At 60.4% G+C, this 19,554-nt stretch carries 14 protein-coding genes; 5 read left to right on the forward strand and 9 right to left on the reverse strand.

Going from position 1 to position 19,554, the window contains the following annotated elements; genetic code table 11:
- The first annotated feature begins 13 nt into the window (after positions 1–13).
- From A0251_RS13525 to A0251_RS13530, 3 genes are all read left to right on the forward strand, one after another.
- Positions 14–3,160 carry an efflux RND transporter permease subunit gene (locus tag A0251_RS13525; protein WP_062817375.1) on the forward strand — a complete coding sequence of 1,049 codons (3,147 nt, stop codon included), beginning with the start codon at positions 14–16 and terminating at the stop codon, positions 3,158–3,160.
- Positions 3,161–3,324: 164 nt separating this feature from the next.
- Positions 3,325–3,432, forward strand: a complete 108-nt coding sequence (locus tag A0251_RS17735) for a DUF6316 family protein (protein WP_404840820.1) — start codon at positions 3,325–3,327, stop codon at positions 3,430–3,432.
- Between the two features lie 123 nt (positions 3,433–3,555).
- Positions 3,556–4,464 (forward strand): cation diffusion facilitator family transporter, encoded by a 909-nt coding sequence (locus A0251_RS13530; protein ID WP_062817376.1) that lies wholly within the window; start codon positions 3,556–3,558, stop codon positions 4,462–4,464.
- 102 nt (positions 4,465–4,566) lie between these two features.
- On the opposite strand, the gene A0251_RS13535 is transcribed toward A0251_RS13530, so the two are convergent.
- Positions 4,567–5,472: a cation transporter gene (locus A0251_RS13535; protein WP_062817377.1), complete on the reverse strand. Its 906-nt coding sequence runs from the start codon at positions 5,470–5,472 to the stop codon at positions 4,567–4,569.
- A 78-nt stretch (positions 5,473–5,550) separates the two neighbouring features.
- Between A0251_RS13535 and cadR the strand changes: the two genes are divergently transcribed.
- A complete protein-coding gene (gene cadR, locus A0251_RS13540; protein ID WP_197461939.1) occupies positions 5,551–5,961 on the forward strand; it encodes a Cd(II)/Pb(II)-responsive transcriptional regulator in 411 nt (136 codons plus the stop codon).
- A 341-nt stretch (positions 5,962–6,302) separates the two neighbouring features.
- Here cadR and guaA read toward each other — a convergent pair whose 3' ends face one another.
- Complete coding sequence (guaA, locus tag A0251_RS13545) at positions 6,303–7,874, reverse strand: glutamine-hydrolyzing GMP synthase (protein WP_062817378.1); 1,572 nt, start codon at positions 7,872–7,874, stop codon at positions 6,303–6,305.
- A 97-nt stretch (positions 7,875–7,971) separates the two neighbouring features.
- Positions 7,972–9,441 carry an IMP dehydrogenase gene (guaB, locus tag A0251_RS13550; protein ID WP_062817379.1) on the reverse strand — a complete coding sequence of 490 codons (1,470 nt, stop codon included), beginning with the start codon at positions 9,439–9,441 and terminating at the stop codon, positions 7,972–7,974.
- Between the two features lie 479 nt (positions 9,442–9,920).
- On the opposite strand from guaB, the gene xseA reads away from it, so the two are divergent.
- Complete coding sequence (gene xseA / locus A0251_RS13555; RefSeq protein ID WP_062817380.1) at positions 9,921–11,279, forward strand: exodeoxyribonuclease VII large subunit; 1,359 nt, start codon at positions 9,921–9,923, stop codon at positions 11,277–11,279.
- On the opposite strand, the gene A0251_RS13560 is transcribed toward xseA, so the two are convergent.
- The 6 genes from A0251_RS13560 to A0251_RS13585 form a co-directional block, all read right to left on the reverse strand.
- Positions 11,224–13,155: an ATP-binding protein gene (locus A0251_RS13560; protein WP_062817381.1), complete on the reverse strand. Its 1,932-nt coding sequence runs from the start codon at positions 13,153–13,155 to the stop codon at positions 11,224–11,226. The two genes, xseA and A0251_RS13560, sit on opposite strands and share 56 nt — an antisense overlap.
- Positions 13,152–14,009 (reverse strand): hypothetical protein, encoded by an 858-nt coding sequence (locus A0251_RS13565; protein ID WP_062817382.1) that lies wholly within the window; start codon positions 14,007–14,009, stop codon positions 13,152–13,154. The genes A0251_RS13560 and A0251_RS13565 overlap by 4 nt, the downstream gene beginning before the upstream one ends.
- A gap of 2 nt (positions 14,010–14,011) precedes the next feature.
- The gene (locus A0251_RS13570; protein ID WP_231874245.1) at positions 14,012–16,090 is read right to left on the reverse strand and encodes a TonB-dependent siderophore receptor; all 2,079 of its coding nucleotides are present in this window, start codon (positions 16,088–16,090) and stop codon (positions 14,012–14,014) included.
- Between the two features lie 77 nt (positions 16,091–16,167).
- Positions 16,168–17,574, reverse strand: coding sequence for a ribosome biogenesis GTPase Der (der, locus tag A0251_RS13575; RefSeq protein WP_062817383.1), 1,407 nt, complete (start codon positions 17,572–17,574; stop codon positions 16,168–16,170).
- Positions 17,575–17,702: 128 nt separating this feature from the next.
- Positions 17,703–18,842, reverse strand: a complete 1,140-nt coding sequence (gene bamB, locus A0251_RS13580) for an outer membrane protein assembly factor BamB (RefSeq protein ID WP_062817384.1) — start codon at positions 18,840–18,842, stop codon at positions 17,703–17,705.
- The gene (locus A0251_RS13585) at positions 18,842–19,483 is read right to left on the reverse strand and encodes a tetratricopeptide repeat protein (protein WP_062817385.1); all 642 of its coding nucleotides are present in this window, start codon (positions 19,481–19,483) and stop codon (positions 18,842–18,844) included. Before A0251_RS13585 ends, bamB begins: the two co-directional genes overlap by 1 nt.
- Between the last annotated feature and the right edge of the window lie 71 nt (positions 19,484–19,554).

Here is a 19,554-nt window from a genome sequence, read left to right on the forward strand (position 1 = left end):
CCAGGAGGCTATGATGATCAATGCCATCTTACGTCTCTCGGTAGAGCGGCGGTTTTTAATGTTATCCCTTATTCTGGTGCTGGTCGGCGTGGGCGTGTGGAGTTTTCAGCGCCTGCCCATCGACGCGGTGCCGGATATCACCAATGTCCAGGTACAGATCAACACCGAGGCACCGGGCTATTCGCCTCTGGAGGCGGAGCAGCGCATTACCTTTCCGGTGGAAACAGCCTTGTACGGCCTGCCCAACCTGTCCTATACCCGGTCCCTGTCCCGCTACGGCCTGTCCCAGGTCACGGTGGTGTTCGAGGAAGGCACGGACATCTATTTCGCCCGCAATCTGATCAATGAGCGATTGGGCGCCATCAAGAGCGCGCTGCCCCCCGGGCTGGAGCCGGAGATGGGTCCCATCGCCACCGGTCTTGGCGAAATCTTCATGTACACCGTAGAAGCCCTGCCCGGCGCCGCTCAAGCGGATGGCAGTCCGCTGGACGCTACGGCACTGCGGGAGATCCAGGACTGGATCATCAAACCCCAGTTGGCCCAGGTGCCCGGCGTGATCGAAGTCAACACCATTGGCGGCTACGACAAGCAGTACCACGTTACGCCGTCGCCCCAACGGTTGCTGGAGTTCGGCATCACGGTGGATGAACTGGTCAGCGCCCTGCGGGCCAATAACACCAATCGCGGCGCCGGCTATATCGAACGCAACGGCCAACAGCTGTTGGTGCGCTCGCCCGGGCAGCTGGCCACCATTGGCGATATTGAACAGGTGGTGATTGCCAACCGGGATGGTGCGCCAGTCCGGGTAGCCGATGTAGCTGAAGTGGCCATTGGCAAGGAGCTGCGCACCGGAGCCGCCACCCGCGACGGCAAGGAAACGGTGATGGGCACCGCCATGATGCTGGTGGGAGAAAACTCCCGGGCGGTAGCACAGGCCGTGGCCGAGAAACTGGACGCCATTCAGCCCTCGCTGCCCGACGGCGTCAAGGTGGAGGCGGTATACGACCGCACGGCGCTGGTGGACAAGGCCATCGCCACGGTGGAGAAAAACCTGCTTGAAGGGGCACTGCTGGTGATCGTGGTGCTGTTTCTGTTGCTGGGCAACCTGCGCGCCGCCTTGATCACGGCAGCTGTCATTCCGCTTTCGATGCTCGCCACCATCACCGGTATGGTGCGGTCTGGCGTGTCCGCCAATTTGATGAGTCTGGGCGCGCTGGATTTCGGCCTGATCGTCGACGGCGCGGTCATCATCGTCGAGAACTGTATCCGGCGCCTGTCCCAGGCCCAGCACCAAAGCCAACTGGCACTCAAGGAGCGACTGCAACTGGTGTTCGAGGCCACCAACGAGGTCATACGCCCCAGCCTGTTTGGTGTCGCCATTATTACCGTGGTGTACCTGCCGATCTTTGCCCTCACCGGCGTCGAGGGCAAAATGTTCCACCCCATGGCGGCCACCGTGGTGATGGCTCTGCTGGCGGCCATGGTGTTATCACTCACCGTGGTGCCCGCCGCTGTGGCAGTTTTTATGGGCGGCAAAATCAGCGAAAAGGAAAGCCCGGTAATCAGCGGCGCCAAATCGCTCTACAGGCCTGCGCTGCGGGTGGCTATGAGGTTCCGCTGGCTGGTGTTGGGGGGCGCGACCGCGCTGGTAGCGGCCTGTCTCTGGCTGGCGACCACCCTGGGGGCGGAATTCATTCCACAACTGGATGAAGGGGATATTGCACTCCATGCCCTGCGCATCCCGGGCACCGGACTGGAGCAATCTATCGAGATGCAGTCGCAGCTGGAAGAACGGCTGAAGGCGTTTCCGGAGGTGGACAAGGTGTTCGCCAAGATCGGCACGCCGGAAGTGGCCACCGACCCCATGCCCCCCAGCGTGGCAGACAACTTTGTCATCTTGAAGCCCCGCAGCCAATGGCCGAACCCCGACAAAACGAAGGATGAACTGGTGGCGGAAATGGAGGACGCGGTAACGCAACTGCCTGGCAACAATTACGAGTTCACCCAACCCATCGAAATGCGCTTCAACGAGCTGATCTCCGGCGTGCGCGCCGATCTCGGCATCAAGGTGTTCGGCGATGACCTGGATCAGTTGCTGACATCGGCCAACGACGTCCTTGAGGTTGTGGAATCCACGGAGGGCGCTGCCGATACCCGGGTCGAACAGGTGACCGGCCTGCCCATGCTGTCGGTACACCCCAAGCGCATGGCGCTATCCCGCTACGGGCTGACGGTGGATAATCTCCAGGATCTGGTGGCAGCCGGTGTCGGGGGCGAAAACGCCGGCCTGATTTACGAAGGCGACCGCCGCTTCCAGTTGGTGGTGCGTCTTCCCGAAGACATCCGCCGGGATGTGGACAGCCTCGCGGACCTGCCAGTCCCCCTGCCGGACGGCGGCTATGTGCCCCTGTCGGAAGTGGCCGAGCTGGAGCTGGCTCCGGCGCCCAACCAGATCAGCCGGGAAAACGGCAAGCGTCGGGTGGTGGTCACCGCCAACGTGCGGGACCGCGACCTGGGCGGATTTGTCGAGGAAGCACAGGCGCGCATTGCGGACGACGTGGATCTACCCGCCGGATACTGGCTGGATTACGGCGGTACCTTCGAGCAACTGCAGTCCGCCAGTCAGCGGCTTGCCATCGTGGTGCCCGTAACCCTCGCCATTATCCTCGCACTCTTGGTGATGGCCTTCGGCTCCCTCAAGGATGCCCTGATCATCTTCACCGGCGTGCCACTGGCCCTCACCGGCGGGGTTCTGTCCCTGTGGCTCCGAGACATGCCCCTGTCCATCTCGGCGGGTGTTGGCTTTATCGCCCTCTCCGGGGTGGCGGTGTTAAACGGCCTGGTGATGATCGCCTTTATCCGCGATCTGTGGCACGAGCAGGGTGACCTGATGAAGGCCATTGTCGAAGGCGCCCTGATCCGCTTACGGCCGGTATTGATGACCGCTTTGGTCGCTAGTCTCGGCTTTGTACCCATGGCCCTCAATACCGGCACCGGCGCCGAAGTACAGCGTCCTCTGGCGACCGTAGTGATCGGCGGGATTATCTCGTCCACCCTGTTGACGTTGTTTGTACTCCCTGTGCTCTATGCGTTGTTGCATGGCAGAAGTGCCAGTAACTCCACGCCCGCAGGTGACATTAAGCACGACACTGATAGTTAACCAACACTCCATCATGGGGGGGATCTCCCCATGATTTTTTCAACGTTCTTTTATTGCGGTTTATATCCTGGAAAGACTATGAACGATCCACCCAAGCAACGAAAAGATGACCCGAAGGAAGCTCCACACTTTCGAACACATCGCATCCACGCCATTAACAGTGACTGGTATTTTTAACCCGTGAAGGTCAGAACATCGGGCCATTCCCGAACAAAAAAGCGGCCGAAGACAGCCTTGCGGAATTCCTGAAAACTGTCAAAAAGGATAAATAAACACTGGCCCAAAATCCACAAAGGCACCAAGGCACCAAGGCACCAAGGCACCAAGGCACCAAGGCACAGAGTAAGCCGAATACAGCAGCTTTTTATACATAGACACCAAACGAGGTTAGTCCAATGAGCCACGACCATGTGCATATGGCCCCGGAGACCAAGGATAAACGCGTTGCCATCGCCATCTGGGCGAACGGGATCCTGACCCTGGCTCAGATTGGGGGAGGTATCGTTGCCGGCAGTCTCGCCCTTATCGCGGACGCCTTGCATAACTTCTCTGACATGGCGTCACTCGTCATCGCGTTCGCGGCGCAAAAAATTGCGCGCCGCCCGGCTGACGCAAAGATGACATTTGGCTATGGACGCATTGAAGTGGTTGCAGCCCTCATCAACTACACTACCTTGATCATTATCGGGTTCTACCTGATTTACGAAGGTGGCATGCGGATAATCGATCCTCCAGAGGTAAAGGGCTGGTGGGTCGTCTGGCTGGGTGGTATCGCTCTGGCCGTGGACGCATTGACAGCGTTGCTCACCTATTCGATGCAAAAAGACAGCGTCAACATCCGCGCACTGTTTCTTCACAATCTGTCGGATGCACTCGCGTCGATCGCCGTGGTCATTGGCGGGACTCTTATTTTGCTCTACGACATGCGCTGGGTTGATCCTGCCATCACCATCGGCATCGCGGGCTACATTCTCTACCTGGGTCTGACAGAAATCGGCGGTACTATCAGAACCCTCATGCTGGGCAGCCCGGTGGATATCGATACCGATGCCGTCATTGTTGCCCTGTCCAACATCGAAGGCGTTATCGATCTTCATCACGTGCATTTTTGGCAGATGGGCGAACACGATGCCTCGCTGGAAGCTCATGTGATTATCGAGGAAAGTGCATGGGATCAACTTGAGAATATCAAGTACAGGATAAAACAGGCTCTGGCGCAGGAATTCAATATCAGTCATTCGACACTGGAATTCGAACACCCGGACCACATGCACAAGGATGCCCACACCTATGGGCATGGTTAAAGATTCTCCGTAAGCACCGACGAGAGCGGAGACTATTTCAATAGGCCGCCCAGGCGCGGAATTCTGCCGGCATGAATCCGAGCAGCGAGAAAGGACCAGAGACTAATAGCGCAGTTGCAGAATACGCCGGGCGCCATTCAACACAATCAGCCCGATAATCAGACCAATGACCAGGTCGGGATAACGGGAACCCGTCCAGGCGACCAATACACCGGCGAGGATAACCCCCGAATTGGCGATGACATCATTAGCGGAAAAGATCCAGCTTGCTTTCATGTGTGCGCCGCTATGCCGGTTTCTTGCGATAAGCACCAGACACCAGACGTTGGCCGCCAGGGCCACAAAACCAAAACCCATCATTAACGCGGATACGGGTTCGCTGCCGAAGACAAATCGCCGCCCGACTTCAGCCAGGACTCCCAGCGCCAGAATCAACTGCAGCCAGCCTGACAAATGCGCCGCGCGTAGCTTGGTGCGAAGGCTGTTCGCCACCGCATAGAGGGCGACGCCATAGACCGCGGCATCAGCAAACATGTCCAAAGAATCCGCTATCAAGCCAGTGGATTGCGCCAGCCAGCCTACCGTCAGTTCAACCACGAACATAACGCCGTTGATGGCCAGCAACCACTTCAGTATACCGGCTTCGACCTGGGCGGTTGCCTCTTCCTTCTCCCTGGCCAGGACTAAATCCTCTTCCCCCGCCGGGGTGGTTTTTTCGAGCGTGGCACCCAGCCCCAGGGAACGCATCCTCTCCTCGATGGCAGCCCCATTGTCGCCATGGAATACCCGCACCTTCCGATTCGGTGTATCGAACTCCAGTAAAACCCGGGGCTCAATACTGTCCAGAGCCATGCGGATCATCCCCTCTTCCGACGGGCAGTCCATTTTTGGTACCCGGTAGTCACTGACATAGCCATGTTGAAAAGCCGTATCAGTATTCGCTATCCCAGAAGTGGGGGCACTGGCAATCTTGTTGCTCTGGCAGTTGTCATTACACGGGTCAGACATCGAAAAAAGCCCTTGAGAATGTACAGACGGTCACTATAAACTCTATAACAACTATAGAGTCAATCGGAATATTGAGAGATGATAAAAATCGGCGAACTGTCGAAAGTGACTGGCTGCTCCGTGCAAACCATCCGGCATTATGAAAAGGAACAATTGATTGCCTCCGCAGAACGCAGTGAAGGTAATTTTCGCCTGTACGATGAAGTTGCCGTTGAGCAATTACTGTTCATCAAGCACTGTCGCAGCCTGGATCTCAGTTTGCCGGAGATCCGGCAATTATTGGGATTAAGCCGTTCCCCCGGCGCACAATGTGATGACGTGAATCGGATGATGGATAGGCATATCGAGCAGGTGGAGGCGCGTATCCAGGAACTCACCAGGCTGAACGAGCAACTGAGAATGCTGCGCCGCAGCTGTTCAAACCGTCGGACAGTCGAGCAATGCGGCATATTGCGGAATTTGTCGGCTACTCCGGTTTCGAGCGGCTGACACCCGGTTCCAAAAACTCTCCTGAACGTTCTGTAACAGGTGCATTTTTCCAGCGTGGGTGCCGACCGCAATGGTGAGAGAAGAACTGCACAGCGGAAAACCGGTTAGTCTGTTGAATGACTGGTTTACCACCTATGACGGCTATTACCTGTATTACCCGAGTCGCCGTCAATCATCCCCGCTGTTTCGCTTGCTGGTGGATGCACTGAGGTTCAAATAGAAAAACCGGGTAATTCCAGATAATTAATCAAAGTCCAAAAACATACAACCCAGCAATGGCGCTGGGTTGTATTAATGCCTGTCATTGCCAGACGTTACCAGGGAGTGCCTGTTGTTGCTGGTCACTCCCACTCAATCGTGGCCGGTGGCTTGGACGAGATGTCGTAGGTGACGCGGCTGATGCCGGGGATCTCGTTGATGATCCGGCTGGAGACCAGCTCCAGAAACTCATAGGGCAGGTGCGCCCAGCGAGCGGTCATGAAGTCGATGGTTTCCACCGCACGCAGGGCTACCACGTATTCGTAGCGGCGGGCATCGCCCACCACGCCCACGGACTTGACCGGCAGGAACACGGCAAACGCCTGGCTGGTCTTGTGGTACAGGCCGGCAGCGCGCAGCTCTTCGATAAAGATATGGTCTGCCAGGCGCAGGGTGTCGGCGTATTCCTTTTTCACTTCACCCAGGATACGCACGCCCAGGCCCGGCCCCGGGAAGGGGTGGCGGTAGACCATGTCATAGGGCAGCCCCAGCTCCAGGCCGATCTTGCGCACTTCGTCCTTGAACAGTTCACGAAGGGGTTCTACCAGCTTGAGCTTCATGTCTTCCGGCAGGCCGCCCACGTTGTGGTGGCTCTTGATCACATGGGCGCCACCGGTCTTGCTGGCGGCGGATTCGATCACATCCGGGTAGATGGTGCCCTGGGCCAGCCAGTTGGCGTTCTTCAGCTTGCCGGCTTCTTCGTCGAAGATGTCGATGAAGGTGTTGCCGATGATCTTGCGCTTCTTTTCCGGGTCCGCTTCGCCGGCCAGCTTGCCCAGGAAGTTGTCTTCCGCGTCCACGCGGATCACTTTCACGCCCATGTTGTCGGCGAACATTTCCATGACCTGGTCACCTTCCTGGTGACGCAGCAGGCCGTTGTCCACAAATACACAGGTGAGCTGGTCGCCAATGGCCTTGTGCAACAGCGCCGCCACCACGGAGGAATCCACCCCGCCGGACAGGCCCAGGATCACTTCATCGGTGCCCACCTGCTCGCGGATGGTGTCGATGGCATCGTTGATGATGTTGCTCGGGGTCCACAGGGCTTCACAGTCGCACAGTTCACGCACGAAGCGTTCCAGCAGACGACCGCCCTGCAGGGTGTGAGTCACTTCCGGGTGGAACTGGATGCCATAGAAGCGTTTTTCGTCGTTAGCCATGCCAGCGATGGGGCAGCTGCCGGTGGTGGCGGTAGTGACGAACCCGGCAGGCATTTCGCCGACACGGTCACCGTGGCTCATCCAAACATCCAGGTATTCCTTGCCCTGTTCTTCGTGGTCGACAATGCCGTCCAGCAGGCGATTCTTTTCCGCCTTTTCCACGCGCGCGTAGCCGAATTCATGCTTTTCACCGGCAATGACCTTGCCGCCCAGCTGCTCGGCCATGGTCTGCATGCCGTAGCAGATGCCCAGCACCGGGATACCGGCCTCGAACACCGCTTCCGGGGCACGGGGGGTTTCTGCGGCGGTGACGGATTCCGGGCCACCGGACAGGATAATGCCCTTTGGCGCGAATTCGCGGATCTCCTCGGCGGTCATGTCGAAGGCCCGGATTTCGCAGTACACGCCGATTTCCCGCACCCGGCGGGCAATCAGCTGGGTGTATTGGGAACCGAAGTCCAGAATCAGGATGCGCTGGGCATGGATATCTTTCATGGCTCGCTTTCCGCTGGCGCCTGGCTGGCAGGCTGTAAATACAAGGGCCGGCAGCGCCGGCCCTGAATCAATAAAACATGTCGAAGCGTGATGGACTTCAGCCCACCGGGTAGTTCGGCGCCTCTTTCGTGATGGTCACATCGTGCACGTGGGATTCCTTCATGCCCGCGTTGGTGACTTTCACGAATTCCGGCTTGGTGCGCATCTCTTCGATGGTGGCACAGCCGGTGTAACCCATGGAGGCACGCAGGCCGCCCATCAGCTGGTGGACGATGGCGCTCATGGGGCCCTTGTAGGGTACCCGGCCTTCGATGCCTTCCGGCACCAGCTTCTCGATACCGGCGGCGGCATCCTGAAAGTAGCGGTCGGAAGAACCGGTGGAGCCGGACATGGCGCCCATGGAACCCATGCCACGGTATGCCTTGTAGTAGCTGCCCTGGAACAGTTCCACATCCCCCGGCGCTTCTTCCGTGCCGGCCAGCAGGGAGCCGATCATGATGGCGCTGGCGCCGGCGGCAACGGCCTTGGAAATGTCACCGGAGAAGCGGATGCCGCCGTCAGCGATCAAGGGAACATCGGTGCCCTTCAGCGCTTCGGCCACATCAGAAATGGCCGTAATCTGCGGCACGCCGATACCGGCCACGATACGGGTGGTACAGATGGAGCCCGGGCCGATGCCCACTTTCACAGCATCCGCACCGGCGGCAACCAGATCCTTGGCGGCGGCGGCGGTGGCAATGTTGCCGCCGATCACCTGCACCTCGGGGAAGTGCTTCTTCACCCAGGCCACCCGGTCGATTACGCCCTGGGAATGACCGTGGGCGGTATCCACCACGATCACGTCCACACCGGCTTCTACCAGAGCGGCAACGCGCTCGTCGGTACCGGCACCGGTGCCAACGGCTGCACCGACCCGCAGGCGTCCCTGGGAGTCCTTGCAGGCGTTGGGGTACTTGGCTGCTTTTTCGATGTCTTTCACGGTAATCATGCCGCGCAGCTCACCGCTGCCATTCACCACCACCACTTTTTCGATGCGGTGTTTGTGCAGCAACGCCTGGACTTCATCTGCACCGGCGCCTTCCTGCACGGTCACCAGCCGGTCCTTGCCGGTCATGATGTCTTTCACGCACTGGTCGTAATTGGTGATGAAGCGGGTGTCACGGCTGGTCACGATGCCCACCACCTGATCGCCTTCCACGACCGGCACACCGGAGATCTTGTTGGCTTCGGTGATGCGCAGCAGCTCGGCCACGGTGGTGTCCGGGCTGACGGTGATCGGATCTTTGACAACGCCGGATTCGTATTTCTTTACCATCCGCACGTTACGGGCCTGGTCGGCAATTTCCATGCTTTTATGGAGAATGCCGATGCCCCCTTCCTGAGCCATGGTAATAGCCAGGCGGTGCTCGGTGACCGTATCCATGGCTGCTGACGCCAGCGGAATATTGAGGGCGATGTCCCGGGTCAGTTTCGATTTCAGGGACACATCCTTGGGCAGCACATTGGAATGGGCGGGTACAAGCAGAACGTCGTCGAACGTCAATGCTTCTTGCACGATTCTGAGCATATTGCACCGTAGGAAGTGAGAGGGTTCCCGGCCAGAACCGCTGATTGGGGTTCTGTCGGGCGCACCCGGAGTTAAGGAGGAGGACCGGGTGCCGCCGGTTAAGGCGGCAGTGGGAGTCTCTGAATAGCCCCTTGCGTGCTCAGCGTGGCCTGAAGCGTGCAGCTGTTGTGCTTTGGCTCGACGGGAAGGGTGGTTCCCTTTTCAAGAGCCAAAGCGCAGCAGATGTGCGTTTCAGGCCTCGCCCTTCGGGTCTTCCAGGCTGGCCCACACTCGTTGTTGCACTTTCTCGACAGGCAACCAGCCTGCCTTCAAAAGTGCGCCTAGATTGTGAGCCAGCCTGAAAGACTGAGTACGCAAGGGGCTATCCAGAGACTCCCTGGGCCACCCCCGGAAATTAGGCGGGCGATTATACGTCAAACCCACCGTGGTACACAATCAGAGCGCTGGCAAGGTCGGAGGAAAATCGCTACCCTCCCGCGATGACCTTTTCATCCCGCGCCGAACCGCTATCGATCAGCCGACTGAACCTGGAAGCCCAGGGCCTGCTGGAAGGCTCCTTTCCGCTCATCTGGCTGCAGGGAGAACTGTCCAACTTTTCCCGTCCGGCTTCCGGCCACTGGTATTTCAGTCTGAAAGATTCGCGTGCCCAGATTAATGGGGCCATGTTTCGAAATCGCAACCGACTGCTCGACTTTAATCCCCAGAATGGCCAGCAGGTGCTGGTGCGCGCCAAGGTCACCCTCTACGTGCCCCGCGGCAACTTCCAGATCGTGGTGGAGCACATGGAGCCCGCCGGACAGGGGGCACTGAAAGCCCAGTTCGAGGCGCTGAAAGCCCAGTTGCAGGCGGAGGGCCTGTTCGCCCAGGAACACAAACGCGCCCTGCCCGCCTGGCCTGGCCAGATCGGCGTGATCACCTCCCCCAGCGGCGCCGCCATCCGCGATATCCTGCAGGTACTCAAACGTCGCTGTCCGTCCATTCCGGTGGTGATCTACCCGGCGGCGGTTCAGGGAGACGATGCCCCGGGGCAACTTTGCCAGGCACTGGATCTGGCGGTTCGCCGGGACGAATGTGACGTGCTGATCATCGGTCGTGGCGGTGGCTCCCTGGAAGATCTGTGGGCTTTCAACGATGAGGCCCTTACCCGGGCCGTGGCCGCCTGCCCGATTCCCATCGTCTCTGCCGTGGGCCACGAGGTCGACACCGGCCTGACCGACTTTGCTGCGGATATGCGCGCACCGACCCCGTCCGCCGCCGCCGAACTGGTGAGCCCGGATCTGTCGGTGGTCACACAACGGCTGGGCGGCCTGCACCGGCGTCTGCGCTGGGTGATGGCCCAGCAGCTGCGCGCGCCCCAGGAACGGCTGCGTCACCTGAGCCAGCGCCTGCGCTCGCCGCGCCACTCTCTGGAACAGAGCAGCCAGCGACTGGATGAACTGCAGGGGCGCCTGCAGCGGCACATGCAACAACGGCTGGCACTGCTGCAGAGCCGCCTGCGCCCCAGTCAACAGCGGCTGGTCAGGCAGTCTCCACAACGGTTGCTGGCCGACCGCCAGCAACGGCTGCAGACCCTGGAAAAACGCTTGCCCCAACCCTTGCTGCGTCTTATCCAGCAACAGCAAGTGCAGTTGGGCAATCTGGGCAAACGGCTGCACACCGCCAGTCCCCTGGAAACCCTGGGACGCGGTTACAGCATTACCTTCAAGGGCGAACAGGCGGTGCGTTCCGTTGCGCAGATTGCGGCCGGCGATATGCTCACCACCCGCCTGGCGGACGGCGAGGTCAGCGCCCGGGTTGAGCGTGTTCAGGGGTCAGATAAGGGCTCAGCACCCGAGTAAGCTGCTGGCGCCGAAAGGGTTTTGCCAGGTGGGCGTTCATGCCTGCCACCATGCAGCGGTCGCGCTCTTCGTCCATGGCATTGGCGGTGAGCGCCACCACCGGGATCGGCGCCCGCCCCCGTTCGCGCTCCCATTGCCGCAAGGCCCGGGTGGCTTCCAGGCCATCCATCACCGGCATCTGCACATCCATGAGAATGCAGTCAAAATCCCGCTGACGGACTTTTTCCAGGGCTTCGTGCCCGTTTCTGGCGGTCACCACGGTGACGCCCATATGTTCCAGCAAACGCCGCGCCACCAGCTGATTCACCTCGTTATCCTCCACCAGCAACACCAGGCCGAACAGCAGCCCGCCGCGGCGGTCTTCCTCGTGCGCGGGTACCGCCAGCGGCGCCGGCGCCTGGCTGCGATAGAGCAAGCGCAACGACAGGGTAAAGGTGCTGCCCCCGCCCTCCGCACTGCTCACGGTCAGGGTGCCGCCCAGCATTTCGCTGAGTCGGCGGGCAATAGCCAGCCCCAGGCCGGTGCCCCCAAAGCGCCGGGAGGTGGACGAATCAATCTGCGAGAAGGCCTTGAACAGGTCGCTCTGGCGATGCTGGGGGATACCGATCCCGGTGTCATGTACCGCCAGTGTCAGGTCCAGCCAGTCATCGCGAATCTGCTCTGCGGTGATTTCCAGGGCCACACCCCCTTCCTGGGTAAATTTCACCGCATTGGAAATCAGGTTGTTGAGCACCTGCCGTAACCGGGTGGGGTCGCTGCGCACCATTTTGCCGGCCAGCATCCCGGCATTGTCCAGACGCAGGTACAGCCCCTTGCTCTCCGCCATGTAGCGGAAGGTGGCCACACAATTTTCCAGCAATGGCAACAGCTCGAAAAAGACCGGATCCAGATCCATGCGCCCGGCTTCGATGCGGGAAAAATCGAGGATGTCGTTGATCACATCCAGCAGATGTCCGGTGGATTCCAGCGCTGCGCGGGTGTATTCGTTTTGCTCTTCGCTCTGGGCGGTTTCTTCCAGCAATTGCAGCATGCCCAGCACCCCGTTCATGGGCGTGCGCAGCTCGTGGCTCATCATGGCCAGAAAGTCGCTCTTGGCCTGGCTGGCCGTCTGCGCCTGACGATGGGCATGGCGCAGTTTATCGATGGCCGTCTGCTGCTCCCGATGGGCCCCTTCCAGGCTACCGGCCAGCTCGTTGATATCATCCTGCAGCTCGGCCAGCTCGCCGCGCAGATAACTGCTGCCACGCACCTGATAGTCGCCATTGCGCAGGGTGCGCAGCAAACCGGAGAGATACCCCAGGGGGGAGGCGATCTGGCGAGCCAGGTAATGGGCGATCCACAGGCCAATGATGATGGCGAACAGGGCGGGGAGCAGGCTGGCCAATAAAATTTCTTTCTGCCGCGCCAGTAACCGGGCGCTGGACATGCCCAGCACGACTTCACCGATCCGCTCGGGATTGCTGTCTGCGGCCTTTTCCTGGAGTGGGTCACCGTCGGAGACCGGCTGGCGGTAGATGCCGGAGTGGAACTCCAGGACATCGCTGTGATCCTGCTTCTGGTCTCGCCCTTCGTAGAGCAACACCTTGCCCTCGCCGTCGTGGAAGACCACGTACTGCAGGTCCGCCTGCTGCATGGCCAGCCGTGCCTGACGGCGCAGGTCATTGTAGTTGCCTGCCAGCACCCCGTACTCCGAGGAGGAGGCAATCTGCTGGGCCAGATAACTGCCCAGTTCCCGCAGCTCCCGGTCCGCATCCTCGAAGCGCTGCCAGGTCAGAGCGACCAGCAACAGCAGCAGCATGATCAGAGCCGGTACCAGGCCGAGAAGCTGCAGCTGCTTGCGGATTCCCGCCCCCTTTTTCACGGTGCCTTTTCTCATGGAGAGGCCTCCATGGCGTCACGGAGGGATTCGATGTCGTGGAAAACCATGTCAAAGCTGTTAGCCACGTGTTCGTTGACGGCGATGGTCGGGGTATGAACAAAGCCGGAGCGGCGTAACCGCCGGCTGTTGTGAAAGAACTGCAGATGCACCAGCGTCTCCGCCACCAGATCCGCCCCACTGGCATACAGACTGGCCACACTGCCCGCCTGGACATAGGCCTGATCCGGACCGAACACAGGCCGGCGCAACCGGTAGCTGGTCAGCAGAATCAGCTTGGCCGTATCGGGACCGAACAGCTGACCATCCACCGGCAGCAACAGGGCGTCGAAGTCGGCCAGCCGCTCCCGGAGCCGATCCCCCAACACTTCAACCGACGACACGGGCAACAGGGTGAGGCCCAGCCGCCCCTGATAATCCTGAACCATGCCCGGGGTCCAGGCACTTTCCGGGCCGACAATGACTCCCACCCGGCGGGCCAGGGGCATCATCACTTCCAGCATGGCTAACTGATCGTGCAACGCCACCCCGGCCCAGATGCCCTGACACTGGCAACGCTTGCGCTGAGCCAGGGCAACTGCCGAGCGGCTCACGTAGACGCCGAGCAAGGGCTTGTCCAGTTTCTGGGCGCGACGGAACTGTCGATCACCGATGGCGATCAGCAGTTCTGCCTGTTGCGGATCCGCCACCCGGGTCAGGGGCGGTATCGCGGCGGCGTCCAGCGCCTGAATAAAACTGTCCCGGAAGGGACCCTCATCGGCGAGAACGTGAATCGGCAACAGGGTCTGGGCACACAGGGACGGGGCCAGCCAGGCCAGCCACACCAACAGGATGAGGCGTCCCTGCCTGTTCATCCCTAGATCCTCACCGCCAGTCCCAACCAGAAACGGTCTTCCTGATAACGGTTTTCCTGGAAGACCACGGGCTGCTTGTTCAGAGCATGCTGAACCACCCCTTTCCATTCCAGCTCCGTGCCGCCTACCCGATGCCGCAAACGCACCTGCAGGTCCACACGCTCGAACACATTGTCGTTGTAGTCGTTGGCGAGATAATAGGCGCTGGACAGGCCCCAGTTGTCGCTCAACTGCCAGGCCCACAGGGCACTGGCACTATCCCGGGCGGCCAGACGCCCTTCTGTCTTCTTGTTGACGCGGGTATGGATGTGGGCCCCGGTCAGTCTCAGTAAATGGTTCACGCCCGGCCGCCAACTCAACTGGGCTTCGGTACCCTGATGGTCCACACGGCCTTCGTTATTGGGCTCGAACTCGAAGGGGTTGAGGGCATGGCTGAGCAGGTCGGTGAGCGCTTCCTGGAAATAGCGCACGTCCAGCTCCAGGCCGGAGAACTGCCCATAGTATCCCAGCTCCCAGGAGCGAATGCGCTCCGGCTTGAGCGTGCCAGGGCTGGTCTGGGTGATAAAGAAATTGGCCGGGGACCAGCCCAGCAGGGCTTCCGTATTGGCCGCAAAAAGCGGCGACAGCTCGCGGGCCCGAATATTGGTACGCGCCTGGTCCTCATAAATATCCGGGGTGCGCAGGGCCTTGGAAAATACATAGCGGAAACTGTGGCCCGGCGCGGCTCGCCAGTTCAGCCCCAGGCGGGGGCTGAAATGCTGCCCGGAAATGCGATCCCGCTCCCAATAGCCGCCCAGATTCAGGGTCAGCGGACGAAGCAGATCCACCGCCAGGTTACCGAAAGCGCGGTAGCTGACGTTGTCGTAGGTGCCGGACAGATAGCTGTCGGAGCTCACCCGGTCATGGCGCAAATTCAGGCCGCTGACCAACCGCACCCGGTCGCCCATCTGCAGGGTATCCTGGATTTCCAGGTCATAGCGTTCTTCCTCGATATCCAGCGCACTGCCGGCACAGAAAGGTGCATTGGCTGCCTGCAAAGTCGCGTAGCGGTTGGCGAAATCCGGATCCGTCTGGGCCGCCGCAAAGGTGGCCCCCACATCCCGATCATTTTCCAGATACAGCTCGCGCAGCTCCCGGGAAAACAGCACGCCCCCGCCCGGCCCGAACTGGCCGGTGAGCGGATCCCGGTAGCACACGGAAAAATCGGTCACATCCCGGGTGTACTGGCCATAGCTGGTCACTTGCAACTGGTGGGACTGATTGAAGGTGTGTTGCCACTGCACGGAGGCAAAGGTGCGCTGACCCTGTTGCACCGGGTCCTGCTGGTAGCTGCCGAGATCCTGCACCCCCGCTTCCTGCTGGCGCTCCAGCCGGCTCTGGCTGCCGCCGGCCTGCAGGATCAGGGTATTCTGGCCATCCAGTTCATGAACCCATTCCCCATTCAGGGTTTCAATCCGCTTGGCGTCGTTGAGCTCGCGGCCTTCAAAGGGTTCGTCGTAACCGTCATCCGCGCGCCGGGACAGGGACGCCCGCCAGGCACCGCTGTCCGTGCGGCCGGCGGCGGAGGCATAGCCATCACGGATGCCGTTATTGCCGCCCTGTATCGCCAGGGTGTGTTTGCTGATATCACGGGGATCGCGGGTAATGATGTTGATGACCGCGGTAAAGGCGTTGGCACCATAGGCGGCGGCGGCGGGCCCACGGGTGACTTCGATGCGCTCCACATCACGGATGTCTACCGGCATGTCATTCCAGTTCACCCGTGCCAGGCCGGGCTGATACTGGCTACGGCCATCCAGCAGCACCAGCATGCGGCGTGAGTCCCGGGCCTGGGTACCGTGGTAGGCCACCGTGGGCACGTTGCCATCCACTTTGACCGCTGACATGCCCGGCACCAGCCGCAGCACTTCATAAAGCTCACGGGCGCCGCTGGCTTCGATCAGATTACGGTCAATGACGGTGACGCTGGCAGGCGCCTCGGACTGGGGCTGGCTGAGACGGGCGGGGGTCAGCACCATGGCCGGGGCATCCGCCAGTGGCATCATGGGCTCCATGGCCTGCACGCTCTGCCCACAGGCCACGACCAGCAAACCTTGCCCCCAATGTTTGCCCCACGATCCCCGACGTTTGATGCGACCCCCTCCCCCGTGCTGCGGGGTTACTTCTTGAAGCGCTTGATCATGCGCTTGCGTTTGTGCACCTGGCGATCCGTCAGTACGTTCTTGCGCCCTTCAAAAGGATTGGAACCGGATTTGAATTCCAGCCGGATGGGCGTGCCGTCCAGTTTCAAGGCTTCCCGGAAACGGTTTTCCAGAAAGCGCTTGTAGCTGATCGGCAACGATTCGGTACGGTTGCCATGCAAGATAATGGTAGGCGGATTGTTGCCGCCCAGGTGCGCGTAACGCAGTTTGGCGCGGAAACGGCCATTACGCGGCGGCGGATGGCCGGCGGTAATACTTTCCATGATCCGCGTCATCTCGTTGGTGCCTACCTTGATAAAGGCGGAATCCCAGGCTTTTTCAATCATGCCCCACAGATCGCCCACCCCGGTGCCGTGCAGTGCGGAGATAAACTTGATCTTTACCCAGGGGGCGAATTCCAGGCGCCGTCCCAGCTCCACGCGCACCCGTTCCTTGTGGTCCGCATCCAGACCATCCCACTTGTTCACGGCGATCATCAGGGCGCGGCCGCTGTCGAGCACATAGCCCAGCAGATGCAGATCCTGATCGGTGATGCCTTCACGGGCATCGATCACCAGCACCACCACCTGGGCCGCATCCACCGCCTGCAGCGCCTTGATCACGGAGAATTTTTCCACCATTTCGGCGACCTTGCCACGGCGCCTTACCCCGGCGGTATCGATCAGGGTATAGGCCTTGTCCATGCGCTCGAAGGGGATCTCGATGGAGTCCCGGGTGGTGCCGGCGTGATCGAAGACCACCACACGCTCTTCCCCCAGCATGCGGTTGATCAGGGTGGACTTGCCCACATTGGGACGACCCAGCACGGCCACACGGATGCTGCCGTCGTTGGTATCCACCGGTTCGCCCTGTTCATCGTAATAGGGCTCCAGGTCCGGAAAGGCCGCCAGCACGGTTTCGATCATGCTGCGCACACCCCGGCCATGGGCAGCTGCGATGGGCAACACCTCATTGAGGCCGAGGGTATAGAAATCGGCCATGGCCGTATCCGGGTCGATGCCATCGGTCTTGTTCACCACCAGATAGGTGGGCTTGGGCAGCTTGCGCAGCTCCATGGCGATCTGCTCATCGGCGGCGGTCAGACCGGCCCGGCCATCCACCAGGAACAACACCAGGTCCGCCTCTCCCACCGCCATCAATGACTGCTCTGTCATGGGCGCATCAATGCCATCATCGTTCTCGCCGATACCGCCGGTGTCCACCACGGTGTACAGGTAGTCCCCCAGTCTGCCGTCACCGTATTTGCGGTCACGGGTCAGGCCCGGGTAATCCGCTACCAGGGCGTCACGGGTTCGGGTGAGTCGGTTGAACAGGGTGGATTTGCCCACATTGGGCCGCCCCACCAGGGCGATGACCGGTTTCATAGATGTCTCTGCAAGGATGTCTAGGCGCTATGGTAACGCAATTCGGTGGTAGAGGCGGAGAGAAGAAAATCAGGAAAACAGGGGAAGGCACAGAGGGAGCGGCCACTGCGCCGCTCCCTCTGTAAAGATTAACGTTCTTTCAGTTGGTACGCGGCCAGTTTGCCATCATAGCTGAGCACGTAGAGCACACCGTCGTAGCTGACCGCGGTGCCGGCAAAGCCATCACGATCATGACGTTTGCGGGCGACGAGGCTGCCGTCATCCACATCCAGCCAGTGCAGGTAGCCCTCGAAATCGCCAACCGCCAGGTGGTTGCCTTGCACAGAGGTCCCGGTAAGACGGCGACCATAGAGCTTGTCTTGCTTCCACAGAACGCTGCCACTGCGCATATCCACTGCGCGCACCACGCCCTTGTCGTCTGCCACGAACAGGCTGCCATTGCGGGTGCTGATGGTCTGGGCGCTGGACATTTCCTTGTCCCAGTACGGACGACCGTTTTCCTGGTCGACCACGGCGACCTTGCCCTGGAAGGTCACCGCGAACACACCGCCGCCTTCCACGATCAGGTTACCGTCCACATCCACCAGACGATCCAGTTCGGAACGCCCGGTGGGCTCGGCAATACGCTGTTCCCAGAGGGGAACGCCATTTTCCAGATCCAGCGCCGCCAGCTTGGCATTGGCGAAGCCGGCATAGACTTTGCCGTTGTCCAGGGTAGGCTGCGCCAGGCCGCGTAACGTCAGGGTCGGCACAGGGGTTTCATAGTCCCAGATCTGTTCCCCGGTCTCGGCATCCAGGCCATTTACATGGCCGTCCTGGGTCTGGAAAACCGCAATGCTGCCATCGCTGGTCGGGATGGCCAGGGCCTCACCGGATAACCGGGTGCGCCAGAGGGTCTCACCGGTTTCCATGGACAGGGCCACTGCCATGCCTTCACGGGTACCGTAAAGCACCATGCCGTAACCGGCATAAAAACCACCGGCAATGCGGTCTTCGGTCTTCACCCGCCACTGGCGCTTGCCCTCATCACGGCTGACCGCATAGACGTTGCCGAACACATCGCCGGCAAAGACCTGCTGTTCGGTCACCGCCGGGCGCAGGGACAGCTGGCTGTCTTCCACCCCGTCACCCACACCTTCTTTCCAGAGCCGCTTGACCTTGTAAGTGGCCTCGAAGTCCGGCAGGTCATTGGGTTCAATGGCATTGGGGTTGGAGCTACAGCCGGCCAGCACCAGGCCGGCCAGCACGATGGGGAAGAGAAATTTCATCAGGAAGCGCTTTTCAAGTCGTCCAGTTTCATCTGCACACGGTCTTTTTCACCACCGTCCTGCAGGACATCCAGGGCCTGCGCATACAGATCACGGGCCTGCTCTGCCTCGCCCTGAGCCTTGGCCAGATCCCCTCTCAGCTCCAGCGCCATGCCATTGAAGGCGTCCGGGAAACGCCCGGAAAGCTGGGCATCGGCCTTGTCCCAGGCCTGCTGTTGCAGAAACACCCGCGCCAGACGCAGGCTGGCGGTGTAACTCAGCGCATCGGTGGCACCGTCATCCGCCACTGGCTGGAGCAAACTCACCGCCGTGTCGTAATCGCCGTCCTGTACGGCCAGGCTGGCCTTGGCAAGACGCGCATAATCCGCATAAGCACTGCTGCCGAAATCCTCAATCAGCAGGTCTGCCTTGTCATTGATCACCGCCTTGTCCATGGGATTGGCAGACAGGGCTTCCAGCATGACCTGGTATTCGGTGGAAGCCTCGGCTGCCTGCTCACCCTGGTGGCCCTGCCACTGGCGCCAGCCGATCAGTGCCGCCACCGCCAGCACCACGGTGATGACTGCCGCAGTCCCGTTTTCCTGCCACCAGGCCTTGATGCGTTCAACCTGCTCTTCTTCGTCGCGGATGTAATCGACCACCCTGCTCTCCTTTCGTTTTTATTGCCGGGAAGCATTCTTCCCGACGCTTGGGTATTGCGTTTACCCGGCAT

The organism is Alcanivorax sp. NBRC 102024, from assembly GCF_001602235.1.
GTDB lineage: Bacteria > Pseudomonadota > Gammaproteobacteria > Pseudomonadales > Alcanivoracaceae > Alcanivorax.